The organism is Romboutsia sp. LXY-2 (assembly GCF_056171995.1).
Genome location: NZ_JBKFGI010000007.1, coordinates 1 through 25645, shown reverse-complemented (window position 1 = coordinate 25645; position 25645 = coordinate 1). Strand labels below are relative to the sequence as shown.

29 protein-coding genes and 1 other RNA gene are annotated in these 25645 nt (G+C 29.1%); 21 read left to right on the top strand and 9 right to left on the bottom strand.

The window, feature by feature from the left end; translation table 11 throughout:
* Positions 1-110: 110 nt before the first annotated feature.
* Together yfcE and ACI48P_RS13675 are read right to left on the bottom strand one after the other, a co-directional pair.
* Positions 111-671, bottom strand: a complete 561-nt coding sequence (gene yfcE / locus ACI48P_RS13680) for a phosphodiesterase (RefSeq protein ID WP_475216599.1) — start codon at positions 669-671, stop codon at positions 111-113.
* Positions 672-693: 22 nt separating this feature from the next.
* Positions 694-1494 (bottom strand): NAD(+)/NADH kinase, encoded by an 801-nt coding sequence (locus ACI48P_RS13675; protein ID WP_475216597.1) that lies wholly within the window; start codon positions 1492-1494, stop codon positions 694-696.
* 289 nt (positions 1495-1783) lie between these two features.
* On the opposite strand from ACI48P_RS13675, the gene ACI48P_RS13670 reads away from it, so the two are divergent.
* From ACI48P_RS13670 to ACI48P_RS13660, 3 genes are all read left to right on the top strand, one after another.
* A complete protein-coding gene (locus ACI48P_RS13670; protein ID WP_475216595.1) occupies positions 1784-2686 on the top strand; it encodes an RluA family pseudouridine synthase in 903 nt (300 codons plus the stop codon).
* Between the two features lie 29 nt (positions 2687-2715).
* On the top strand, positions 2716-3720 hold the full coding sequence (locus ACI48P_RS13665; RefSeq protein WP_475216593.1) for a nucleoid-associated protein: 1005 nt from the start codon (positions 2716-2718) through the stop codon (positions 3718-3720).
* Positions 3721-3810: 90 nt separating this feature from the next.
* Positions 3811-4038 carry a hypothetical protein gene (locus ACI48P_RS13660; RefSeq protein ID WP_475216592.1) on the top strand — a complete coding sequence of 76 codons (228 nt, stop codon included), beginning with the start codon at positions 3811-3813 and terminating at the stop codon, positions 4036-4038.
* A 32-nt stretch (positions 4039-4070) separates the two neighbouring features.
* On the opposite strand, the gene acpP is transcribed toward ACI48P_RS13660, so the two are convergent.
* Positions 4071-4298, bottom strand: a complete 228-nt coding sequence (gene acpP / locus ACI48P_RS13655; protein ID WP_475216590.1) for an acyl carrier protein — start codon at positions 4296-4298, stop codon at positions 4071-4073.
* Positions 4299-4450: 152 nt separating this feature from the next.
* Between acpP and ACI48P_RS13650 the strand changes: the two genes are divergently transcribed.
* The 12 genes from ACI48P_RS13650 to ACI48P_RS13595 all read left to right on the top strand — a co-directional run bounded on the left by ACI48P_RS13650 (position 4451) and on the right by ACI48P_RS13595 (position 14553).
* Positions 4451-4864 carry a hypothetical protein gene (locus tag ACI48P_RS13650; RefSeq protein WP_475216588.1) on the top strand — a complete coding sequence of 138 codons (414 nt, stop codon included), beginning with the start codon at positions 4451-4453 and terminating at the stop codon, positions 4862-4864.
* A gap of 63 nt (positions 4865-4927) precedes the next feature.
* A complete protein-coding gene (locus ACI48P_RS13645; protein WP_475216586.1) occupies positions 4928-5134 on the top strand; it encodes a hypothetical protein in 207 nt (68 codons plus the stop codon).
* A gap of 160 nt (positions 5135-5294) precedes the next feature.
* Positions 5295-5516 carry a hypothetical protein gene (locus ACI48P_RS13640; protein WP_475216584.1) on the top strand — a complete coding sequence of 74 codons (222 nt, stop codon included), beginning with the start codon at positions 5295-5297 and terminating at the stop codon, positions 5514-5516.
* Between the two features lie 202 nt (positions 5517-5718).
* A complete protein-coding gene (locus ACI48P_RS13635; RefSeq protein WP_475216582.1) occupies positions 5719-5937 on the top strand; it encodes a hypothetical protein in 219 nt (72 codons plus the stop codon).
* Positions 5938-6085: 148 nt separating this feature from the next.
* On the top strand, positions 6086-6265 hold the full coding sequence (locus ACI48P_RS13630; RefSeq protein ID WP_475216580.1) for a hypothetical protein: 180 nt from the start codon (positions 6086-6088) through the stop codon (positions 6263-6265).
* Positions 6266-6306: 41 nt separating this feature from the next.
* Complete coding sequence (locus ACI48P_RS13625; protein WP_475216578.1) at positions 6307-6507, top strand: hypothetical protein; 201 nt, start codon at positions 6307-6309, stop codon at positions 6505-6507.
* A 249-nt stretch (positions 6508-6756) separates the two neighbouring features.
* Positions 6757-7767 carry a LacI family DNA-binding transcriptional regulator gene (locus ACI48P_RS13620; RefSeq protein ID WP_475216577.1) on the top strand — a complete coding sequence of 337 codons (1011 nt, stop codon included), beginning with the start codon at positions 6757-6759 and terminating at the stop codon, positions 7765-7767.
* A gap of 262 nt (positions 7768-8029) precedes the next feature.
* Positions 8030-9598 (top strand): histidine ammonia-lyase, encoded by a 1569-nt coding sequence (gene hutH, locus ACI48P_RS13615; protein ID WP_475216575.1) that lies wholly within the window; start codon positions 8030-8032, stop codon positions 9596-9598.
* Positions 9599-9617: 19 nt separating this feature from the next.
* Positions 9618-11663, top strand: coding sequence for a urocanate hydratase (locus tag ACI48P_RS13610; RefSeq protein WP_475216573.1), 2046 nt, complete (start codon positions 9618-9620; stop codon positions 11661-11663).
* 35 nt (positions 11664-11698) lie between these two features.
* Positions 11699-12592: a glutamate formimidoyltransferase gene (ftcD, locus tag ACI48P_RS13605; protein WP_475216571.1), complete on the top strand. Its 894-nt coding sequence runs from the start codon at positions 11699-11701 to the stop codon at positions 12590-12592.
* A 4-nt stretch (positions 12593-12596) separates the two neighbouring features.
* On the top strand, positions 12597-13889 hold the full coding sequence (gene hutI, locus ACI48P_RS13600; protein ID WP_475216569.1) for an imidazolonepropionase: 1293 nt from the start codon (positions 12597-12599) through the stop codon (positions 13887-13889).
* Positions 13890-13908: 19 nt separating this feature from the next.
* A complete protein-coding gene (locus tag ACI48P_RS13595) occupies positions 13909-14553 on the top strand; it encodes a cyclodeaminase/cyclohydrolase family protein (protein WP_475216567.1) in 645 nt (214 codons plus the stop codon).
* Positions 14554-14625: 72 nt separating this feature from the next.
* Here ACI48P_RS13595 and ACI48P_RS13590 read toward each other — a convergent pair whose 3' ends face one another.
* Positions 14626-15006: a hypothetical protein gene (locus ACI48P_RS13590; RefSeq protein ID WP_475216565.1), complete on the bottom strand. Its 381-nt coding sequence runs from the start codon at positions 15004-15006 to the stop codon at positions 14626-14628.
* A gap of 208 nt (positions 15007-15214) precedes the next feature.
* Between ACI48P_RS13590 and ACI48P_RS13585 the strand changes: the two genes are divergently transcribed.
* Entirely contained in the window at positions 15215-16057 is an 843-nt protein-coding gene (locus tag ACI48P_RS13585; RefSeq protein WP_475216563.1) for a hypothetical protein, read from the top strand.
* 106 nt (positions 16058-16163) lie between these two features.
* Positions 16164-16347, top strand: a non-coding RNA gene (gene ssrS, locus ACI48P_RS13580) — 6S RNA.
* A 43-nt stretch (positions 16348-16390) separates the two neighbouring features.
* On the opposite strand, the gene ACI48P_RS13575 is transcribed toward ssrS, so the two are convergent.
* Positions 16391-17404: a hypothetical protein gene (locus tag ACI48P_RS13575; protein WP_475216560.1), complete on the bottom strand. Its 1014-nt coding sequence runs from the start codon at positions 17402-17404 to the stop codon at positions 16391-16393.
* Between the two features lie 181 nt (positions 17405-17585).
* Here ACI48P_RS13575 and ACI48P_RS13570 point away from each other — a divergent pair, with 181 nt between their 5' ends.
* The gene (locus tag ACI48P_RS13570) at positions 17586-18830 is read left to right on the top strand and encodes an exosporium morphogenetic protein CdeC (RefSeq protein ID WP_475216558.1); all 1245 of its coding nucleotides are present in this window, start codon (positions 17586-17588) and stop codon (positions 18828-18830) included.
* Positions 18831-18881: 51 nt separating this feature from the next.
* On the opposite strand, the gene ACI48P_RS13565 is transcribed toward ACI48P_RS13570, so the two are convergent.
* From ACI48P_RS13565 to ACI48P_RS13555, 3 genes are read right to left on the bottom strand one after another with little or no spacing between them, the layout of a single operon-like run.
* Positions 18882-19532, bottom strand: a complete 651-nt coding sequence (locus tag ACI48P_RS13565; protein WP_475216556.1) for a hypothetical protein — start codon at positions 19530-19532, stop codon at positions 18882-18884.
* A 9-nt stretch (positions 19533-19541) separates the two neighbouring features.
* Positions 19542-20867 (bottom strand): polysaccharide biosynthesis protein, encoded by a 1326-nt coding sequence (locus tag ACI48P_RS13560; RefSeq protein WP_475216554.1) that lies wholly within the window; start codon positions 20865-20867, stop codon positions 19542-19544.
* Positions 20868-20917: 50 nt separating this feature from the next.
* Entirely contained in the window at positions 20918-21709 is a 792-nt protein-coding gene (locus ACI48P_RS13555) for a histidinol-phosphatase HisJ family protein (protein ID WP_475216552.1), read from the bottom strand.
* Positions 21710-21816: 107 nt separating this feature from the next.
* Between ACI48P_RS13555 and pdxR the strand changes: the two genes are divergently transcribed.
* The 3 genes from pdxR to ACI48P_RS13540 are packed head-to-tail and all read left to right on the top strand — an operon-like array spanning position 21817 to position 24911.
* Positions 21817-23232: a MocR-like pyridoxine biosynthesis transcription factor PdxR gene (gene pdxR / locus ACI48P_RS13550; RefSeq protein ID WP_475216550.1), complete on the top strand. Its 1416-nt coding sequence runs from the start codon at positions 21817-21819 to the stop codon at positions 23230-23232.
* Positions 23233-23264: 32 nt separating this feature from the next.
* Positions 23265-23474, top strand: a complete 210-nt coding sequence (locus ACI48P_RS13545) for a DUF896 domain-containing protein (protein ID WP_475216548.1) — start codon at positions 23265-23267, stop codon at positions 23472-23474.
* A 42-nt stretch (positions 23475-23516) separates the two neighbouring features.
* Positions 23517-24911 (top strand): aminopeptidase, encoded by a 1395-nt coding sequence (locus ACI48P_RS13540; RefSeq protein WP_475216546.1) that lies wholly within the window; start codon positions 23517-23519, stop codon positions 24909-24911.
* 40 nt (positions 24912-24951) lie between these two features.
* Here the strand turns inward: ACI48P_RS13540 and ACI48P_RS13535 are convergent.
* On the bottom strand, positions 24952-25645 hold a 694-nt coding region (locus ACI48P_RS13535), incomplete at its 5' end, for a LysR substrate-binding domain-containing protein (RefSeq protein WP_475216544.1).

The window sequence follows — 25645 nt, the reverse complement described above, 5'->3', positions numbered from 1 at the left end:
TGAAAAGATGAAAAGATTAATATAAAAAGATTGATATGAAATATCATTAAATAAATTATAAACATATAAAAAAACAAACTACCTATATAGATAGTTTGCTTTTAATATGTTTACAGTTCTATTATTTCATTTGTGTTTATATCTATTAAATTTATGTCTAAATCTAATTCATGGTGGTCTTCACCCATTATTTCTATTGTAGCTACTGAGTGGCTACCGTCTTTAGGAAGTGAAGTACTTCCTGGATTTAGTACTACTAAATTTTCATCTAAGTAAAGTTCTTTAACGTGAGTATGTCCAAATATTAGTACACTTGCTTCCATAGCTTTTGCTTTTTTTATTACTTCTTCTTTAGATTCTGTGTATCCATGAGTAAGTAATACTCTAAGTTTACCAAATTGACTTACTACAAAAGGTGTTTGGATTGGATGATTTATTACCATTTGGTCTACATCAGAATCGCAGTTACCTTTAGTTATTAATATATTTCCTATTTCATTTATTCTTGTTGCTAAATCCTTTGGATTATATCCTTCTGGTAGTGGATTTCTAGGTCCATGGTATAAAACATCTCCTCCATGTAAAATGAAATCACAGTCACTTAATGCTTCTATTGCTTTTTCAAAATAAACTAAACTTCCATGAGTATCACTCATTACTCCTATTTTCATATTAAATCCTCCTAGTTGTATGTTATAAAAACTTTTCAGAAACTCTACTCCAAAACTCATAGTTAGCCATTCGAAGTAGTTGAATTTTTACGTCAGATATTGAAATTTGTATATTATCAATTTCACTAAATCTATGTTCAACACCGTCTATAACAATAAGTATAGAATTTTCAAATCTATACTCTGGTGAAATTTTTATATTAGAATCTTTAGAAAATATTATGCTAGATGTAAAACATCTATATGCATTTGTATTGATTGGTGATAATGGTGTTAGTTGCATAAGATCTAGGCTAGGATCTACTATACTACCACCAGCAGCATAATTGTAAGCTGTAGAACCTGTTGGTGTAGATATTATCATTCCATCCCCACTAAAGTTTTGTATGTGTTTATCATTAACTTTTAAATTAATATGTATAGTTCTAGATTTATCTCCTTTAATAACGACTTCGTTTATTGCAAATACGTCTGAACAACTTTTTTTAGTACATATACTAGCTTGAAGAATAGATATATCTTGTACTATGTAATCCTTATCTAAATAAGCCTTAATGAAGTCATCTATGTAATCAGGACAGATATCTGGGAAAAAACCAAGATGCCCTGTGTTTATACCGAAAACTGGTACTTCTGGGAATTCAAAATCATGAACTGTTTTTAAAAAGGAACCATCTCCACCTATGGATATGATTAATTCAGTATTAGGATGAACTTCATCGCAAACATCAAATCCAGCATCTATAAGTTTCCTGGTTAACAACTTTTTAGTCTCTATTGATTTGTCTAATTTATTACAATTTATAGTAATCATTCTTTGCATTTTCCCACCTCTTTATACTTTGTATTATATCATAAATACATTAAAACTATTGATAATATTATAACTAAAAATTTCTAATAATTAATGTCTAACATCATTTAATAATAGCAATAAAAAAGAATTAAAAAAAGCTAATTAGGTAAAAAACTTAATAAATAATATGTTTATTGATTTTAAATTTAATAAAAATTAAATAATAAGGTGCTTATATATATTAACTTTTACTTATCTATTATTGAAAAATAGTGTAAAATATATAATGTTACAAATGAAGAAAGTAGGTGCAATCTTGTTTAAAAAAGAAGGACAACAATACAACCTAATATCATATACCAGTGAAGAAGATTTAACTTTAAAAGAAGTATTGTTAGATAAATTAAATTTCTCAGTAAGATCATTATCAAAAATGAAGAGAGAGAAAAGTGTATTAGTTAATGGTGAATTTAAAAAGCCAAGTGTTAAAGTATCCAAAGGTGATTTAATAGAAGTGAAAATTGAAGAAGAAATGGCTAATTTTGAACCTCAGGATTTAGGTTTAGATATTATATATGACGATTTTGATATCATAATGGTAAATAAGCCTCCATTTATGGTAGTGCATCCAACAAAAAGCCACTACGATAATACTATTGCTAATGGGGTTACTAACTATATAGTTAATAAAAATGAAAAGGTAAAAATTAGATTTGTAAATAGACTAGATATGAATACGTCAGGACTAGTGATAGTTGCTAAAAATGCTTATGCACATCATACGTTATCATTAGCTATGAGTGAAGATAAGGTGGAAAAAAAGTATATAACTGTTGTAAAAGGAATATTAGAAAATGATGAAGGAACAATAGATCAGCCTATACACAGACCAACAGAAGATAGTATAAAAAGAATAGTAGATGAAAAGGGGCAAGCATCGGTAACTCACTATAAAGTCCTTGAACGACTAAAAGATGCAACTGTATTAGAGGTAAAACTTGAAACAGGTAGAACTCATCAAATAAGAGTTCATATGGAGTATATTGGTCATGGTATTATAGGTGATGAGCTATATGGATATGAAGACATAAACTTGATAAATAGACAAGCTCTTCATGCATACAGTTTAGTTTTTGAACAACCTAGAACAAAAGAAAAATTAGAATTTAAAGCGAGCTTACCAAAAGATATAGAAGAATTAATTAATAAATTAAGATAGAAATTATAAAATATTACAGAGGTGAAAGTATGATTATACATAAGTTTATTGTTCACGTGTTAGATAAAAATAGTGACATGCCAATACTAAATGACTTTGAAGGTAAAGTAAATCAGGAAGTAGATAAGTTTTTCCAAAAAGTTATAAAAAGAGTTGTTAAAGATGATGATTTAAGAAAAGGTGTTTTTAAGGATTATAATGACAATGTTATAAAAAATTGTTGTGAACAAATTATATATGATGAAAATACTTTTTTAGCAAACTCTAAGGAAATAGCTGCATATTTATTTGAAGTTATGAAAATAAATGCAGAGCTAGAATCTTGTGATTTAGCTATTTGTTTATACACAGTTAAAGATGAAAAAAACGTGGCTATATTAAAGTTAGATTATAAAAAGCTATATACTCATTCTATAGAGTTTGTAGATGATAAATTTAATATACAAATGGTTCCAAATGAAATAGGTATACCAGAAACTCAAAGACAAAAGCAATGTGCTATTATAGGAGCTAGTGGGATTAATGATGAATATCACTTAAGACTGTTAGACAAGGATGCAGAAAAAGAAGAAAGTGAGTCTAAGTTTATTTCTGAATTCTTAAATGCCCAAAAAATAGATGATGATAAGTACAAAACAAAAGTATTCAAGAACTCTGCAGAAAACTGGATAACAAATGCTTTAAGCAATGATATAAAGCAAGCTGAAGATGTTAGAAGTATACTAAACTATACATTAAAAGAGAAACATGAAGTTGATCTTAATGATTTTATAGAAAATTCTATATCTGATGATTATCTTAAAGATAGCTTTAAAGAGCATATGGAAGATAAGGGCTTAGACGAAGGATTTAGTATAGATAAAAAATGGGTGGAGAAAAAGCTTAAAAAGAGAAGTATTAGAACGGATAATGGATTTGATATAAAAGGTAATTTATCAGATTTTGAAGATCCAATGAAGTACAGTATAAGACAAAATGAAGATGGTTCTATAGATATTACAATTAAGAACATAATGTTCTACGAAGAAAAATAAATAGTAGACATGCAATTGTTAATACCTTTGTTCATATACTTAATAGAGGATAGGTCTATATTTATGGTACATAATAAAGGGGGAATAGTTATGGATACTATAAAAAATCTTCTTAGAGGTTTTAATTGTGGTGAAGATAATAATACCATTATGATATTAATTATTGTGGGATTATTAGCATTTCTATTACTTGGAAACGGTGGATTTGAATGTTTCTTTGAACAAAATGATTCTTTAATATGGATTGTGCTAATAATATTTGTAGTATTTTTACTAAATAATAATAATTGTGATTATGACAATGATTGTTGTTGTTAAATAAAAAAACCGAGTTTTTAACTCGGTTTTTTTTATTTATTTTCTTCTATGAATTTTACAATATCTTTTACTGATTTGAAATTTTCAGCTTCTTCATCTGGTATTTCTATAGAAAACTCATCTTCTAAAGCCATTATAACTTCAACTGCATCTAAAGAATCTGCTTCTAAATCTTCAGCTAAAGAAGTTTCTAAAGTTATATCACCTAAGTTATCTATTCCTAATTGTTCTGCTATTATCATTCTTACTTTTTCAAACATTGTTTTTGATCCTCCTAAAAAACAGTTTCATAATTTTAATTGTAGTTTAATATAATATTGAAAATTTTTCAATACAGAAATTAATAAAAAGTAATAAATTTATTAAAAATGAATATAAATTTAATATATACAATAACTAAGGAGGAAATGTTATGAAGCAGATAGGATTACTAGTATCATCTATATGTATTTTTCTAGTTATATTAGTTAACTTATACTACAATTCTATAACGTTAGATATGCAAAAGATGAAGTACTATGTTATAGAGTCTAATATGATTCTAGAAGATGTAGTGAAAAAAGAAGATTATGTAGAGGAAAAGAAAGACGAGTACATATCTAGATTAATGACTTTAAAGAGAGGTATGGAAAATTCAAAAACATCAATTCTAGTTTCTGACTACAAAGAGTACAAAATAAAGTCAATAGAAAGTTTAATATACAGTATAACAGAGTGGAAGAATAAAGAAGAGTATTTAGAAGAGGTTAATAAGTATAACTCATTAGGAGAAAAGGAATTAGATAAATTGGTTAATAAAAGTATTAAGGAAGTAACGAATTCGTAAAATAATACATATATTTAGTTAAAGGTGTAATTTATCACTTTAATGTTTTAAGGGGGGAAGGTCATGTCAAAATTAGAAGATACTCTATCCCGATTGTTTGGAGGCGAAGATGGCCTTTTTGGTGGAGGACTATTAATAATAATAGTAATAGTTTTTTTGCTTTTATGTACAGATATTTTGGATAATTTCTTAGAAGATGAAAGTGTGTGGATATGGATAATTTTAATAATATTATTATTATTTAACTTTGATGATGGCTGTTGCAATTAAATATTTGTATTTTAAAAGAAATCTATTAGATTTCTTTTTTGTTTTATAAAATTGTACAAGCTAAAACTTAGACATGATGTAACAATTTGACAAATTCTACATATTATTTATTAGATAGGTATTAAATACAACCTATAAATAATAATAAGGGGGCAACATTATGTCAAATGAACAAAAACTTTCTCGTCTTTTTGGTGGATGCGGTTGTAATGGCATCTTTGGAGGAGGCGGATTAATAATAATTTTAATAATAGGAGCAATATTACTATTAGGAGACGATCTTATAGAATGGATATTCTGCCAAGATAATATTTTAATATGGGTAGTATTACTAGTATTATTATTAACTAGCTTTGACTTTGATGGATGTGGATGCTGTTAATATAAGGGGGGCTCAAAAAAGAGCCTCTTTTTTTACGCAACGGACGAAGTTGTTGGCGACACGACCAAAGCGAATTTTTTATAGATATTAAAAAAAGAATAACACTTTTTTTATTTTTGCATACTATGGTAATGAAAGGGTGGATATAAAGAGACTTCTTAGTTCATACATAAAATATAATTTTTTCATAGGGGGATTTTATATGAGTAGTAAGCTTACAAGAATATTTGATAATGTTGGTGGAAGTGGATGGTGGATAATTGTATTATTCTTCTTGTTCCTTGCTTTCCAAGAGTGCTGGAGTGAAATTTGTATAACTGACTGGATACCATTTTTAATTTTATTATTAATTGTTTGTTCATGTGGTCAAGGCTTCGGGGAAGCGGACTGTGGATGCTTAGACAATGATTTTGATTGCTAGTTAAAAAGAAAAAGTGCTAATTGGCACTTTTTCTATTGTATATCTAAAAATAAAATTTAAAATTTATTATCACAAAGTATATTTCTTGCATAGTATATGTTAAGAGCGAAAGCTCAATAAATTAAATATCAACAGGAGGTTGCAAGCAATGTTAGATAGACTATTTGGTGGAGAAGGATTCTTTGGAGGAGGAGCATGGTGGATAATAGTACTATTCTTCTTATTCCTAGCATTTGGTGACAGTTGGTGTGATATAGACATAATGGCATGGATACCTTTCTTAATAGTATTATTAATACTTTGCAGTTGTGGAGCATGCATAGACTAATTTTAAACTGCTAAATTTTTTATTATTGGGAGGAAATTATTATGTTAAGTAGATTCTTTGGAGAAGATGGTTGTTTTGGAGGAGGAGCATGGTGGATAATAGTACTATTCTTCTTATTCCTAGCATTTGGTGAAACTTGGGTAGATATAGATATAATGGCATGGATACCGTTCTTAATATTATTATTAATAACATGTTCATGTGGAGGATTCTTCGGAGAAGACTGCGGCTGTGGTTGCTAGAAAATCCATAGCATAGTAAAAAAGAGTGTTGGTATTTAATACCAACACTTTTTATTTTATTAAATATAGAGATGGGTATAATAATTATGTAAAATATACATAATTAGAATATTGGGAAAATAATAAAAAATAAAAATTTGATTATTAACAATTATTATGTTTATATTATTTTGATTTTATGGTAAAATATAAATTTAATTACGAATTAGTACGACTATAGATAAATTAACTTGAAGGAGGGACTTTGACATGAAAAGTAATATAACTATTAAAGACGTTGCAAAACGTGCAGGAGTTTCAATATCGACAGTTTCAAGAGTTATAAATGATTCAAAGCCAGTAACGGATGAGGTAAAGCAAAAAGTTTTAGATGTTATTAAGGAGACTGGATATGTACCGAATCCATTAGCGAGAAGCTTAGTAACAAAGAAAAGCCAACTAATTGGTGTAATAGTACCAGAACTATCAGATTCTTTCGTAAATGAAATATTAAATGGAATAGAGGAAGTAGCTAAAATGTATGATTATGATATACTTTTAGCAAATACTTACTCTGATAAAGAACAAGAATTAAAAAGCATAAACTTATTAAGAGCGAAACAAGTTGAAGGTATAGTTATGATATCTTGGATAGTAGAAGAAGATCATATAAACTATATACAAAACTGTGGAATACCAGCAACATATATAAGTAAAACAGCTAGAAACTATGATATACATACAGTTAGTACAAGTAATGTAGAAGCTACATACGATATGACAAAATATCTTATAGATAAGGGTCATAAAAAAATAGCATTTGTTATGACTAGTGAAGATGATACAGTACTAGAAATGGAAAGACTTTCTGGATACGAAAAAGCACTAAAAGAAAATAGCATAGAATTAGATAAATCGTTAGTTAAACATGGCGGTACTACATATGAAGCAGGATATAGTAGTATGAAAGAGTTATTAGATGAAGGTATAGTACCAGAAGCTGCTTTTGTAACAGGTGATGAAGCTGCTATAGGAGCTATAAATGCTATTTGTGATGCAGGATACAAAGTGCCTGAGGACGTATCTGTTGCAGGATTTAATGATGTCAAGATAGCAAAAATGTATAGACCTAAGTTAACTACTGTATATCAACCATTATATGATATGGGTGCAGTTGCAATGAGAATGGTAATAAAGCTTATTAATAAAGAGCCTTTAGAAGAGAAAAAGATGGAATTACCATACAGAATAATTGAAAGAGAAAGTGTTATAGAAAGATAAAAATAACACTTTTTATAGATGGCGTATTGTCTTAATTGACAATACGCTTTTTGTATGAAAAATTTAAAATTTATAAATGTAAATATAAATAATCTATATACTGTATCCAAAAAATAAATATTAATATAACAAATAAAAATCATTAAGGGGAGGATTACAGAAGTATATGTAGAAATATTTAAAATGTTGTTATTATTTAAGTGCTGTCAGTTTATTTAGACTTATATTTGTGAAAATTTAAAGAAAATAAGGGGGATGGGCTATGGAAAAAATATTAATCGATGGTAACAGTTTAACAATTGATGACATTGTAAAGGTTACTAGAGAAAATTTTAAGGTAGAATTAACTAAGGAAAGTTTAGAAAGAGTAGCAAAAGCTAGAGCGCTAGTAGATAAACTAGTAGATGAGGAGAGAATCTCTTATGGTATAACTACAGGTTTTGGAAAGTTCTCAGATGTAGCGATATCAAGAGAAGATTCTAGAAAATTACAAAAGAACCTAATCATAAGTCATGCATGTGGAGTAGGGAACCCTCTTAGTGAAGATATTGTTAGAGGAATAATGTTACTTAGAATAAATAATTTATCTAAGGGATTCTCTGGTGTAAGAACAAAAACTCTTCAAACTTTGGTGGATATGCTTAATAAAGGAGTTCATCCTATAATACCAGAAAAAGGATCATTAGGTGCGTCAGGGGACTTAGCACCATTATCACATATGGTATTAACCATGATAGGAGAAGGAGAAGCTATATACAAAGGAGAGTTATTAAGCTCTAAAGAAGCAATGGATAGAGCAGGAATTGAAGTTTTAGAGTATCTTTCATCAAAAGAAGGATTAGCATTAATAAATGGTACACAAGCTATGACTTCAGTAGGTGTACATACTTTATATGATTCTATAAACCTTTTAAAAACAGCAGACATAGCATATGCTCTTACAATGGAATCTTTAAATGGAATAACATGTGCAATGGATGAAAGAGTCCATAATGTTAGACCTCATAAAGGTCAAATAAATACAGCTAAAAACTTATTAGAGTTAGTTAAAGATAGTGAAATGACAACAAAGCAAGGTGATCTTAGAGTGCAAGATGCTTACTCGCTAAGATGCACTCCTCAAATACATGGTGCAAGTAAAGATGCAATAGAATATGTAAAAAATAAAATCAATATAGAAATCAACTCAGTTACAGACAATCCAATTATTTTCCCAGAACAAGAAGACGTAATATCAGGTGGTAATTTCCACGGTCAACCAATGGCTTTAGCTTTTGACTTTTTAGGAATTGCATTATCTGAAATAGCAAATATATCAGAAAGAAGATTAGAAAAATTAGTAAATCCAGCCCTTAGTCATGGACTTCCAGCATTCTTAGTAAATAAAGGTGGATTAAACTCAGGATTTATGATAGTGCAGTATAGTGCAGCATCGTTAGTTTCAGAAAATAAAGTATTAGCACATCCAGCAAGTGTAGATTCAATACCATCATCAGCAAACCAAGAAGATCATGTATCGATGGGTACAATAGCTGCTAGAAAAGCAAAAGAAATAATGGAAAATGCTAGAAAAGTTGTTGCTATGGAAATCTTAGGAGCAGCACAAGCTATAGATTTAAGAGGTAAAAAGAAGCTAGGTGTAGGTAGTGAAGCAGCATACCAAATAGTAAGAGAGCACACTCCATTTATAGATAAAGACAGAGTAATGTACAGAGAAATAAATATTTGTGAAGATATAATAAAGAAAAATTTATTAGTTAATGCTGTTGAAAAAGCAATAGGCAGTGAGATTTTAATAGATGAAGATTTATTATCTGAAAGTTTAGCTTAATAATTGTGGAGGAGATAATATGAGTAGCATTGAGAAGGTACTGCAATTTTCAAATGAAGATATACAAAACTCTATGAGTATAAAATTAGATGTAATACCAAAGGAAATTCCTAAATTCATAGAAGGAATAAGAAGGGCTCCAAAAAGAGAAGCAAAATTATCGCAATCAGATATAAAACTAGCATTAAAAAATGCTTTAAGATATATACCAGAAGAATATCATGAAGAATTAGCACCAGAATTTTTCAATGAATTAATGACTATGGGAAGAATATATGGATATAGATTTAGACCAGAAGGAAATTTAAATGGAAAATCTATAGATACTTATAATGGAAATTGTATAGAGGGAAAAGCTTTCCAAGTTATGATAGATAATAACTTAGACTTTGACATAGCGTTATATCCATATGAACTTGTAACTTACGGTGAAACAGGACAAGTATTCCAAAACTGGATGCAATATCAATTAGTTATGAAGTATTTAAAAGTGCTAACTCAAGATCAAACTTTAGTATTACAGTCAGGACATCCTGTTGGAATATTTAAATCAAAGCCAGATGCTCCAAGAGTAATACTTACTAATGGTTTAATGATAGGTATGTTTGATAATCAAGAAGAGTGGAAAAGAGCAGCGGCAATAGGAGTATCAAATTACGGTCAAATGACAGCTGGTGGTTGGATGTACATTGGACCTCAAGGGATAGTTCATGGAACATATTCAACTATACTAAATGCAGGAAGACTTGTATTAGGAGTAGATAGTAATTCTGATTTAAGAGGAAAGTTATTCGTTACTTCTGGTTTAGGAGGAATGAGTGGTGCTCAAGGAAAAGCTGTTGAAATAGCTGGTGGAGTAGGAATAATTGCTGAAGTTGATTATTCAAGAATAGAAACAAGATACACACAAGGATGGGTAAGTAAGGTAGCAAACACATGTAAAGAAGCTTTTGATATGGCATATGAATATATGGAAAAAGAAGAACCTTGTGCTATAGCATATCATGGTAATATAGTTGACTTACTAGAATATGCACTTGAGAATAGTGTACATATTGATTTACTTTCAGATCAAACTTCTTGCCATGCAGTGTATGATGGTGGATATTGCCCACAAGGGATAACTTTTGAAGAGAGAACAAGATTACTTGCTGAGGATAAAGAAGAATTTATTAGATTAGTAGATAAAACATTAGTTAAGCACTTTGAAGTTATTCAAAAATTACATGCTAAAGGTGTTTATTTCTTCGATTATGGTAACAGTTTTATGAAAGCTGTTTATGATGCAGGATGCCAAGAAATATCAAAAAATGGTGTAGATGAAAAGGATGGATTTATATTCCCATCTTATGTAGAAGATATATTAGGACCACAATTATTTGATTATGGATATGGTCCATTTAGATGGGTTTGCTTAAGTGGCAAAGAAGAAGATTTAATAAAAACTGATAAAGCGGCTATGGATTGTATAGATCCTGAAAGAAGATACCAAGACAGAGATAACTGGGCTTGGATAAGAGATGCAAAGAAAAATGGGCTTGTAGTAGGAACTCAGGCAAGAATATTGTATCAAGATGCTATGGGTAGGACGAATATAGCTCTTAAATTTAATGATATGGTAAGAAAAGGTGAAATAGGACCAGTAATGTTAGGTAGAGACCATCATGACGTATCAGGTACCGATTCACCATTTAGAGAAACATCAAATATTAAAGACGGAAGTAATATAATGGCTGATATGGCAACTCACTGTTTTGCAGGAAACTGTGCAAGAGGTATGAGTTTAGTGGCTCTTCATAATGGTGGAGGAGTAGGAATAGGAAAATCTATAAATGGTGGATTTGGGATGGTTCTTGATGGTTCTCAAAGAGTTGATGATATATTAAGAACTTCTATGCCTTGGGATGTTATGAATGGAGTTGCGAGACGTGCATGGGCTAGAAATGATAACTCTATAACTACAGTAATGGAATATAACAAGATGTGTGAAGGAAAAGACCACATAACACTTCCATACATAGTAGATGAAGATTTAATAGATAGTTTAGTTAATAAAAATTTATAATAACAATATTCTAATGCAGAAAAGGGGATTTTATTATGGCTATAGTACAATGTGTTCCTAACTTTAGTGAAGGAAGAGATTTAGAGAAAATAGAAAAAATAGTTAATCCATTAAGAGGAAAAGAAGGTGTAAAATTATTAAACTATGAACCTGATAAGAACTACAACAGATTAGTTGTTACAGTAATAGGGGAACCTCAGAAAGTAAAAGAAGCAGTGCTTGAAAGTATAGGTGTAGCAGCATCTTTAATAGATATGAATGCTCATGAAGGTCAGCATTCTAGATTTGGTGCAACAGACGTATGTCCTTTTATTCCTATAAAAGATATGACTATGGAAGAAGCGGTAAATTTATCTAAAGAGTTAGGCAAAGAAGTTTCTGAAAAATATAACATACCTGTATTCTTATATGAAAGTGCAGCTACAAAGCCGGAAAGAGAAAACCTAGCGACAGTTAGAAAAGGTGAGTATGAAGGTTTAGATGCTAAATTTGATGATCCAAACTGGGCACCTGATTTTGGAGAAGCTAAAAAGCATCCAACAGCAGGGGCAATAGCGATAGGAGCTAGAAGACCACTTATAGCTTATAATATAAATCTTGATACTACAAATATTCAAATAGCATCTAATATTGCAAAAACTATAAGACACTCTAATGGAGGATATAGATATATTAAAGCGGGGCCAGTAGAAATACCTGAAAGAAATATGACTCAAGTTACTATGAATTTAACTGACTACACAAAAACTAGCATTTATAGAGCCTATGAAGCAGTAAAGATGGAAGCAAGAAGATATGGTGTTAATGTAATGGGAAGTGAGGTAGTAGGTCTTTGTCCTATGGAAGCTTTAATAGATGCAGCAAGTTACTATTTAGGTTTAGAAAACTTTGATTTAAATAAAGTATTAGAAACTAGTTTAATGGAGTAATAACATGAATATAGACTTAGTAATTAAAAATATTGGAAAGTTGGTAACTTGTAAAAATAGCTACTCACCTAAAGTAAAGGAAGCTATGAATGAATTAGAAATAATAGAAGATGCTTATGTTGCTATTAGTGATGGTAAATTTGTTCAAATAGGAACTGGAGAAGATTATAAAGAGATTATACAAGCAAATACAGAAATTCAAGATGCGAATGGACTTCTAGTTACACCAGGTCTTATTGATGGACATACACATCTTGTTCACGGTGGATCTAGAGAAAATGAGTTTTCAATGAAGTTATCTGGAGTTCCATATCTAGATATATTAAAGCAGGGCGGAGGAATATTAAGTACTGTAAAATCAACAAAAGAAGCATCATTTATAGAACTATATGATAAAGCTAAAAAAAGCCTAGATAGAATGCTTGAATTTGGAGTTACTACTGTTGAGGCTAAAAGTGGTTATGGATTAGAATTAGAAACAGAAATTAAGCAGTTAGAAGTAGCTAAAAAATTAGATGAAAGCCATCCAATAGACTTGGTACATACATTTTTAGGTGCACATGCAGTTCCAAAAGAATATAAAGAAAATAGTAAAGAATATATAGAATTAATAGTAAAAGAGATGCTTCCTAAAGTAAAAGCATTAGGACTTTCTGAGTTTTGTGATGTATTTTGTGAAGATGCAGTGTTTAATATTGAAGAAAGTGAATATATACTAACTGAGGCTAAAAAATTAGGATATAAGCTAAAAATACATGCAGATGAAATAGTATCATTAGGAGGCGCTGAATTAGCAGCAAGAGTAGGTTGTGTTTCAGCCGACCATTTAATGGCGGCTAGTGAAGAGGGTATTAAAGAAATGGCATATAACAATGTTGTTGCAAATATTCTTCCAGGAACATCTTTTAACTTAAATAAATCCTATGCAAATGCAAGAAAAATGATAGATATGGGAGCAGCAGTATCCATATCTAGCGATTATAATCCAGGCAGTTGCCCAAGTGAAAATCTTCAGTTTGCAATGCAGCTTGGATGCTTAGGTCTTAAAATGACTCCTAATGAAGTATTAAATGCAGTTACAATAAATGCTGCATATGCTGTAGATAGACAAAATGAAGTAGGTTCTATAGAAATAGGCAAAAAAGCAGATTTAGTAATATTTGATGCGCCAAATGTAGAGTACTTAATGTATCATTTTGGAATAAATCATGTTGATAGAGTTTATAAAAATGGGACATTAGTAGTTAATAATAAACGTGTTTCATATGAACATAATGTAGAGACAATAAATTGCTAATAAGTTAGGGGGATAAAGCATGAAATTAGTAGAAATGACTCTAGTAGATTTTTCAAGTGAGGTAGATTCTAATTCTCCAGCACCTGGAGGAGGATCAGTAGCTGCACTTGCAAGTGATGTAGGGGTAGGATTAGCTAGAATGATGGCTCATTTAAGCTTTGGAAAGAAAAAATACGAAGCATTAGATGAAGAGATTAGACTAGAGTTTGTAGAAAGGTTTAATAAATTAGGTGATTTAAGGCATGAATTAGTTGAGCTGATAGATGAAGATACAGAATCATTCAAAGAATTTATGAAAGCTATAAAGATGCCTAAAGACACAGAAGAAGAAATCGAAGCAAGAAAAAGAGCTATGGAGGATGCTACAATATTCTCAATAGATGTTCCTTTTAAAACTGCAAGATTATCCCTTGAAGCTTTAGAAATAGTTGATTATTTAATTCAACATGGAAATCAAAATGCGATTACTGATATAGGTGTTGGTACGCTGATGATGTATGCAGGATTAGAAGGAGCTATACTAAACGTAAAGGTAAATTTAAATGGCTTAGAGAATAAAGAATTGCATGATATGTACAGCACAAAGTGCAAGGATATGTTAGAAAAGGGAAAATGCATAAAAGACAATTTAATAAATAATATACATTATAAATTAGAAAACTAAAATTACCGTTATATAATAAAAAGTGTAATCTCTTAAGAGATTACACTTTTTTATATGAAGCTTTTTAAATCCTTATTCGTTAGTACTAGATTTTTTTACTTTCTTTACTTTTTTAACTTTCTTTTTGCCAGTAGAAGTATCTGTGGATTTTTCTTGTAATTTAGAGCTTTTAGATTTTGATTTTTTAGATTCAATTTTATCTTGTATTTCAGATTCTGATATTTTATTCATTATAGTATCTAATTTTTTACGTTGATCTTCATCTAAGAATGTTTTAAACTTTGATACAACTTCTTCTTTACCCTCTAAAGTTTTTCCTATCTTAACAAGCTCCTCCATAAGTTCATTTTGTGATTTGCCTTTGTAGCTGTCTGCAATTTTTTCTATTTTATCCTTATCAATGTTTTTTTGTTTTGCAAACTTTTCTAATGCATCAGTATCTACTTTTTTCATAAATATGCCCCTTTCAATAATATATATTGGATTATTCACATATTATTTATATATAGGAATAATATTACATTGGTGAATAATACATGAGATTATAATAAATTCTCCTATAAATTATGTATATGCAAAAACTACAAAAAAAAGTAACATTAACATTTAAGAAAACATAGTTTATATATTAGGGAGTAGTATAGATTAAGGGGTGACTGGATTGAATAATTTATTGCTAATACTCGGAATAATAGCATTAAGTAATGGAAATATATCTTTATTTGATAATAAAACAAAAACTAAAACAAACAAGTCAGTTGATAACTCTTCACATAATAATCTAGACCGAGAGCGTAAATCCTCAAGAGAAAGAATTAAAAAATCTAGTGATGGAAAAAAAATTAGAAAAGTAAAACGTAAAAAGGGGGACAGTGATAATTTATTCAATTTTGATATGAATGATATTAATCAGGGCTTAAAATTAATGGATTTAAGCGATGAAGATTTAGAACGTGGTATGGAAATAATAACAAGAACAAAGAAATATATGACCAGAGAAGAAAGAAAAATATTAGTTAAATTGGAAAGTATGCTGGATTTAGTAAGAGGAATAAAAAAGCTAAGTGGAATAGATGAGAATGATGATGAGATGGAAACTAATTTCTTTAGAAGCATGGATGATGATGATAAGAAAAATATGATGATAAAAGAAATACTTGAAGTATTTCCAGAAAAGAGAAAAGAATCTATTGAAAAAGCTATAGATATGAAGAAAAAAATAGATTTATTCGCAGAATTATTTTTACCTGACGATTTTGGTGAAGGTGGATTTAGTTTAAGCTCATTAGCAAACATTAATAATCTAGGAAGTGTAAATAATCTTAAATTACTAGGTAGTTTATTAAGGGGAGAGGACGATAGCTACGTAGGAAGTAAAAGTAAAAAGAAATATTCATCTAGTGAAGCAATCTATGATGACTTTGAAGATGAATATGAAGAATATGAAGAGTACGAAGAGTATGAGGAATACGAAGATTATGATGAAGATGACTATGAAAATTAGATACATAGTTATGGGAAACCAAAAAAAGTAAAAAAATCATAATATTTTAACAATTACTATATAAAACCACTTTTAAAATCTGGAGTTTTATTATATAATAGTATTATAAATCCTGAAGCATTCGATTGTGCCTATTTAAATTCAACCGACAAATGTTAAACGGGAGATCATGTTTAGTAGTTAATATCATGCCTGTTATATTAATGGGACTTTAAAGACTACTAGTAGGTCACCCACCTGGGAGTATCTCGGGTCTGAATTTATTGGGCCGCCGGTGTTTTGGGATAAAAAAAGTGTTGCATTAGCAACACTTTTTTTTCGTATATAAATTTATCAAAAACCAAGAATTCCTATGTCATCTCGAGTTGTAAAAACAGAACTAACATTATAGACACTATCAGAGTCATAATTTGAATAGAAGTTTGATCTTACAAAATCATCTTCAATACTAGAATCGTCTATATTATGCTCACTCCATTCCTTTCCGAGATTATTTGAAAATGATGTGTGTAGCTTTCCGTAATTAACCCACATTATATAAAGCTTAGATTTTTCTTTAATAAATGAAGGATACATGCAAGTAGAAGGACCTGTTACATAAGTTGATGTATCTATATCCATAGAATTTTCACTTAAATAACCATTAATATATCTAACAGCATATCCATTTCCACCATTTTCACAAAATGTAATATGATAAAAATTCATATTGTCTTTTAAGACTGATAAATATAACTTATTCTTTTTAGAGTTTGTAATTTGAACTGGACTAGACCAAGTAACAGTACTTGAATTAAACCTAGAAAAAAATAGTTCTTCATATCCATTAACTAAGTTAAAATAAAAAATTATAGGGGAATCTGAAACCCATATCACAGAAAAATTATCAGCAATAATCTGATTTACAAAATCAATTTTACTCTCAGTCCAAACACCATTATGTCTATAGTGATGTAAAAGAGCAGAGCTATTAGGAGAATTGTTATTAAATACATGATAAATAATGTGAATTGAGTCATCTATGGTATGTATGTATGGGAATAATATATTAAATTTAGTTACATCATAGTTTAATATAGGTCTTTCATTAATATTATTAGAGTATTTAGGAATATCAACCATTTTAAGACCATTATCATTATAAATACCATATACATTATCGTATTTGTCTAAAGTAAAATATGCATTAGTAAAATCTACAAATCTATTATTTTTTATTTTTTTTGATTGTACAAATTCGCCATTATTATTATAGTAATCGAATAGAATTCCATTATCATAATGTATATAAAACATCTCTTTATTAGAACGTCTAATTATTGTAGAACAATTATTAATAAAACTCATTTATTTCCTCCTATACAAAAATATTCATACTATATATATATTTACAAAAAAAATTTTTATTCTACTTTTTAGTAAGTATATATTAGGTTAAGTAACAATTATTAATAAATATGCATAATATGAATTAGGCTAATAAAGCCAGCACACCTATAATATTTTTGTAAGGGGAGGACAACAAGCAATGCAAGATCTTAAAAAAAATAAAAGAAAAATAATGAATAAAAAACAAGCCCCAATGACAAACGATGTAGAAGTTTATGAAAACTATGTAGAAGAAAACATACCTTGTGAAATATCAAGAGCATGTAAAAAACCTATCGGTGGAAATGAAGATGACTGTGGATGCAGCAAACCACATAAACATGATTGTGATTGTGGATGTAATAAGCCACATAAACATGATTGTGATTGTGGATGTAACAAACCACATAAAAATGAATGTGAATGCCACTGTGTATGCGATTGCCATTCACACAAAAAAGAATGTGAACCATGTGATATAGAAGCTAAAACTTGCTTTGATAATCCATGTGGACCAACTTGCTGTAATCCTATAGTTCCTCAAAACTTTAACGTAGCTTGTGCAATACCATATGCAATAGAAGCAAGTAGAGTATTTGATACTATGAGATTCCAAACATTCACAGATGGAACAGATGAACATGGAGGACCAGTACACTTTGAAATAGAAGTAGTAGAAGTAATAGGTCCAGTTCCAACAGGAGCACAAGTAGGAGTAACAATAGAAAAAATATGTATAAACTATGATGACATTTTTATTGACCCAGGATATACAACTTTAGAAGATTATGAAGTAGTACCACTACAACATAAACATGGAAAAGAATGCCAATCTAATTTTGAATATGCAGTTTGTGGAGTAAAGAATAATGAGTGCTGTAATCAAGGAAAAGGAACATCTGTATCTTACAAACAAAGAGGTTTAGTAGTAGAAGTTGAAGGTCTAGTACTAGAACTAAGAGGTAGCTGTGGATGTACAGAGTTTGTAGCTTTAGCATACCCAGTTAGCAGAAGAGATTCTAAAAAATGTAAAGAAGAAAGAGTAAGATTTGTATTCAACACATTATCAGCTCCTATATGTGTTCCATCAAATGGAAGACCATTTAATTTAAGACAAAGCTATCAAACTGGATTAACAGTAGATTGTATAGGAAAATCATTCTTAAGCTGCTGCTGTCATGAAGGCGAAAGACACTATGATTTAGATATTCCTAATGGAATAGATGTAATATGCTGTTTAGAAGAAATAGTAAGTATATTAATTGGAGAACAAATAGTAGTTCTTGGTGCACCACAAGCAATAGAACCAAGAGTAGTAGACACTTTCTCTAAAGTATGCGACTTTAGCGATTGTGGAGCAAATGCGACAAAACCTACAAATAACTCTTGTGGGTGTCACAGATAATAAAGCAAGATAATAAAAAAGGGAGTATCTCTTATGAGATACTCTTTATTTTTATATCTTGTATACAATACTATAACAGTAATCAAAAATATCGTCTCTAATATCAGAATTAGAATAGTCATTGAGAGTATTACAAGTTTTAGGATTAATACCTGGAGTTAACCAAGTTCGTGATGTATTGTTATATATAATAGTATTATCTTCACAATCCCTAGAAAGTGTGCTAGAGGATTTATATTGAAAAACAAAGTTAGATAGACTATCAGTTGTAAGCTTATAAATAGAAGAATTGTCTTTAAGAATATTATTTATTTGATACTTGGAAACCTTATAATTTTTAGGACTAAAGTTTATATGAGATACTCTATGAAGACCCTCAGCTAGAGGATTTTCTTCTACTACAAATATATTTAAATAATTGTTAACTATATACAATCTCATGTTTTTAATATTTTTAATGTTATTAAATATCTTATGTACGACTTTCTTCTTCCAATGATTATTATTACTTGTAATATGAATTAATTTACCAGATGTATCTATGCAACAAATATGAATTCTATTATTACTATCTACATTAGCACTGTATTTAAAGACATTATTATAAAGCTTCTCAGTACTTGAGTTAATATTTTTGATGTATAAGCAGTTTTTATCTGTATAAATATAAAATGGACTTCTGTTTTTATTATTAGTGTTCATCTTTACCTCCTAACACTTAAACTTCTTAATAGTTTTAATTAATACAAAAGTATGTAATATACAATTTATCATAGACACTATAGTTAATACATATATGTATGCATAAATATTAAGACTAGGTATTGGTAATAAAATATATAAAAGTATTAATTGAATTACCATACAAAATATAGTATTAATGCTAGCAATAAATTCTTTTCTAATTGAATGAAGTATGGCTGATAAAGTTTGATTAAGAGACATAAATAGAGGAACCAAGAACATTGCTTTTAAATAAGTACCAGCTATATCATTATTAAACACAAAAGAGCATATATCGTTTCCTAAAAAATAAAAAATTACTGAAGAAGCTAAGCCTACAAATATAGTTAGAGCAAGAGCATATTTGATTTTTATCAATACTTTTTTATTTTCACCTAATGTAACTTCTTGAGATATACTGGGGATCAAATTAACTACCAAAGCAGAGCCAACGGTAAAAGGAAGTAATATAAATGGCATTACCATACCACTTATGACTCCGTATACACTTAAAGCCTGATGATATGAGAATCCAGACAATATTAATCTAGATGGTACCATCATAGAACTAATTGATTGCAATAAAACGCTAGACATACGGTTACAAGTAATAGGGACAGACATTTTTAATGTTTCAACACTAGAAGTATAAAAATCTTTAATGTTAATTGTGTATTTATTTGACAATGTATAATCCTTGTATAAAAAAACAGTCATGAAAAGTATGTTAGTTCCTTCTCCAATGGAAATTCCAAGTAAAGCGGCATAACAATTCATCATCTTATTATCAAAATACAATACGAGCATGAAGACAAATAAAATCTTGCTTAATTGCTCTATAATCTGACCTATAGCCGGAACTGCCACTTTTTTTATTCCATAATAATATCCTCTTATAACATTAGAAATCGTAATAATTACTATTGCAGGGCAAATTGCTAAAATAAATATTCTTAGTTTAGGATCTTGAAGTAATGATATAGAAAAATATGAACTATTAAGTGATATAAATATAGATATTGTTAGAGCTATAAAAAATGCTACATATAAGGTGGAAATAAAAAGCGCATTAGTATTATGTTTATCATCCAAGGCTTTTCTCTTAGCAACTAAACAACTAAGTGCTGTTGGAATTCCGGTGGTAGTAAAAGCTAAACAAATCATTAAAAAATTAAATACCATATGATACATTCCTAGGCCAGCCTCACCTATAGAACGTGATAAAAAGATTTTGTATAAAAATCCCAAAACTCTTACTACAAAATTAGAGATAAATAAAACAATAGTTGATAGTACAAGATTAGGAACCCTCAATAAATCACCCCCTCATGTTTAAATATATTCATGAGGAGGTAAAAAAATAATTATATCTTTATAAATTGTGGATTCATATTATTGAAAGTAGTAATATAGTTAAATCCTATATCTTTTAGAATTGAATATATGTAGTTAAACTTATACCCAAGCTGCGAAGTCATGTGGGCATCAGAACCTGTAGTTATAATTTCGCCACCTAAATCTTTATAAACATTAAGTATATACCTAGATGGTGTTAAATCAGGGAGGTTATATCTAAAGGAAGATGTATTAATTTCTATACCTTTACCATCTTGTATTACTTGTTTAAGTATTTGTTCTATAACACCTGAGAATAAGGTGTCATCTAGTATGTTGTCATAGTCTCCATATCTTTTAATTAAATCAAGATGACCTAAAACAGAATAATCTTTATAATTTCTCACAATGGTATAAAGCTCATTATAATAAGCTTCGTAAGCTTCTTTTTGTGTAATGTTTTTAAAAAAGCTATTGTAATATAAATCTAATTTATTAATTGAATGAAGTGAACAAATAATAAAATCGAATGGATTATACTTTGCATCATAACTACATTTATCAATGATCTGTTTTTGAAGTCCAAACTCTATACCACTTTTTATTGATATCTTATTTGTATACTTATCTTTAAGGAAAGTAATATTATCAAAGTATTTTTTATAATTTGGTTCAAATGGTTCACCTAAAACGTCATAATCAACATGATCGGTAAAGCATAATTCTTTAAAACCTAAATCTATTGCATTTTTTATCATATCTTCCATGGAAGATTTACTGTCAGTAGAAAAATTGGAATGAACGTGATAGTCATAATACATAAATATGTCCCCTTTTTTATAAAATTTTGGTATTATATATATACTACATAATATCAAAGAAAAATATTACCATCAAGAATACAATAACAAATATAAGTGGTGAAAAAATGGAAAAATACTATATTGAATTTAAACCTAACTACAGTAAATATCTTCAAATATATAATCATATTAAAGAACTAATTATAAGTAAAAAAATAAAAGAAAATGAAAAATTGCCACCAATTAGAAAGCTATCTCAGTATGTAGATGTAAATAATACTACTATTGTTAAAGTTTATGAACTTTTAGAGAATGAAGGATATGTATATAAAATAATTGGTAGCGGAACTTTTGCTTCTAGTTTAATTAAAGAAAAGCCTATAAATAAACTAGATGGATTAATACATTTTGATAGTGGTAATCCAAGTGCTGATATATTCCCTATTGATGACTTTAAAAGTGCAGTAAATATGGCATTATCTCAGGATGCAGGCTCTCTATTTGAATATGATGAAGGACTTGGTTTAGAGGAGCTAAGAGAAAAGTTAAGTGACTATTTAAGGTTAAAAGGCATAGAAACATTAAAAGATAATATACAAATTATTTCTGGGGCACAGCAAGGAATAGATATTGTATGTAAAGGCCTAATCAACTACTCAGATGTAGTATTTGTTGAAGAGCCAACATATAATGGTGCTATTGAGGTTTTCAAAAGTAGGGGGGCTAAAATAATACCTATTCCTATGTTAGATGACGGAATAGATATAGGTATCTTAAAGTTAAAATTAGAAAAAATAAAACCTAAGATAATATATACAATGCCAAATTTTCAAAATCCAACAGGAATATCATATTCAACCTATAAAAAGAAAAAGCTTATAGAGCTAGCAGAAGAGTATGATTTTTATATACTAGAAGATGATTTTATCAGTGATTTTAAATTTAGCTCTAGTGATAATAAGGCATTAAGAAGCTATGATAATAAAAATAGAGTTATATACATAAAAAGTTTTTCAAAAATATTAATGCCTGGTCTTAGAATAGGTATGGTAGAAATGCCAAAAGAACTATTAAAAAGAATACTTTGGGCAAAATACTCTTCAGATATTTCTACACCAGGACTTATTCAGAAATCAATGTATTGCTATATGGAGCATTTTAATTGGAATGATTATTTAGATAATATTGAAAAGATTTATACTGAAAAGTACAATCTAGCAAAAACATTGATTAATGAAAAACTGTGTGATAAGCTAAAAATTAGAAATGGTAATGGAGGTATAAATTTCCTTTTAGAACTTCCTAGAGGTTATAGCTCTAAGGAATTTGCAAGCTTTATGTTAGATAAAGGACTATCCGTTTTACCAGGGACACATTTTTTTGAAAATATATTAGATGATAGATTTTTTAGAATAAATATAGCTAAGGCAAGTATACAAGATATAGAAAAGGGAATAGCTATAATAAGTGACAATTTAGACGAATTTCTTAATAATAACAAAAATGTATTAAATATAAAAAGCAATAAATTATTTTATTAATTAAAAGTAATATACCATTTAGGAGGAATAAGATGTTTGACCAAAAGAAATTAGACAGAATAAATGAATTAGCTAAGAAAAATAAAAATGAAGGATTAACAGCGGAAGAAATCGCTGAAAGAGACGTATTAAGAAAAGAATACTTAGAAAATTTTAGAGCGCATTTTAGATCAAGACTTGATAATGTTAAAGTTGTTTCACCTGAAGAGTATGAGCAACATATGAACAATAATAAAAATTAAAATTTTTATATAAAATCAAAGTAATATCTTGGGAGGGGTAAAATGAATTTAAAACATGAATTTAGAGATGCATGGAAGGTAGAAAGGGATAACAATAATATTGAAGAAGTAATGAAATACTCTAAAGAGTATATGAACTTCTTAGATAGTGGTAAGACAGAAAGAACTTCTGCAAAAGAAGTAATAAGAATTGCTAAAGAAAAAGGTTACATATCTGTAGATGAAGCAATATCTAAGGGGAGCATAGAGCCTGGAGATAAAATATATGCAAATAACAAAGATAAATCAGTTGCATTATTTTTAATAGGTAATCAACCTTTAGAAAAAGGTATGAGAATAGTTGGTGGACATTTAGATGTTCCTAGAATAGATTTAAAAGCAAATCCATTATATCAAGAAGCTAACCTAGGATTTTTTAAGACTCACTACTATGGTGGAATAAAAAAATACCAATGGACAGCACTACCACTTGCTCTACATGGAGTTGTTATATTAAATGATGGTACTAAAGTAGATATATGTATAGGTGAAGATGAAAGTGATCCTGTATTTTGTATAACAGATTTATTAATACATTTATCAGGAGATCAAATGCAAAAGAAATTAGCTGATGGAATAACTGGAGAAGGCTTAAATCTATTAATTGGTAATATGCCTCTTGAAGGAGAAGAAAAAGAATCTATAGCAGCTAATATATTAAAAATATTAAATGAAAAATATAATATGATAGAAGAAGATTTTTTAAGTGCAGAAATAGAAATAGTTCCAGCTGGAAAAGCTAGAGATTTAGGTTTTGATAGATCAATGGTATTAGCATATGGGCATGATGATAGAGTATGCTCTTATGCAGGTGTAAAAGCTATATTAGACAGCGAGTCTGTAGAATACACTGGTGTAGCACTATGTGTAGATAAAGAAGAAGTAGGTTCTCAAGGAAATACTGGTATGCATTCTAAGTTCTTTGAAAATACAGTTTCAGAATTAATAGCGCTACAAGAAAACTACTGTGAACTTAAAGTTAAAAGAGCTATGGCGAACTCAAAAGTATTATCTGCAGACGTTGCAGCAGGTTATGACCCTAACTTCCCAGATGCTTATGAAAAGAGAAACTCTGCTTATCTAGGAAGAGGAGTAGTTATAAGTAAGTATACTGGTGCTAGAGGTAAAAGTGGATGTAATGATGCTAATGCAGAGTTTACTGCAGAGGTTAGAAGAATATTCAATAAAGCAGATGTAGTATGGCAAACAGCAGAACTTGGTAAAGTTGACCAAGGTGGAGGTGGAACTATCGCCTATATATTAGCTAACTACGGAGCAGAAGTAATAGACTGTGGTGTTGGGGTGCTTAACATGCATGCTCCACATGAAATAGTATCTAAAGTTGATATTTATGAAATGTATAAAGGTTATAAAGCATTTTATAATATAAACTTATAATAAATAAAAAAACATGTCTCTATAGCAGAGACATGTTTTTTTATTTACAAAAATCAAGATTAAAATATTCACATATACTATATAAAAACTTATCTTCTAACGGGTTGAAAGTTTTTTTCTTAGAATATATGAAATAGAATTTTCTCTCGAAATTTAAATCCTTTACTCTATAAAATCTTAATTTATTTGTATTTAAGTAATCAATAATAGAAACGTAAGATACGAATGAAACCCCTAAGCCCAAACGAACCATTTCTTTTATTGCCTCATTAGATTCAACATGTGATAAAATATTTAATTTATTAGTACAAAAGTCCTTTTCTCCTAACGTATTCATTATTAGAGTTCTAGTACCAGATCCTTCTTTTCTCATAATAAAGTTTAATTTATAAAGTTCATTAATATCAATATACCCATCAGTATTTTCAATATGTAAGTCTATAGGTGCTATAAGTACTAGTTCATCATTTATTAAATCCATATACTCAATTTGGGGATTGTTAGGCTGAGATCCTACTAGACCAAAATTAATTCTTTCGTTTAATATTTCTGAAATTGCGTACTGTGAATCGTAGTGACTAATACTAAATTTTACATCAGGATATTCATTAGAAAAGTTTTTCATGAAATCTGGTAGTATATAAGTTTCTGGTATGGAACTACACGCTATATCTATCATACCTTCTATTTTGCCCGAGTACTCCTTTATATCATATATGGCTCTCTTACAGTTG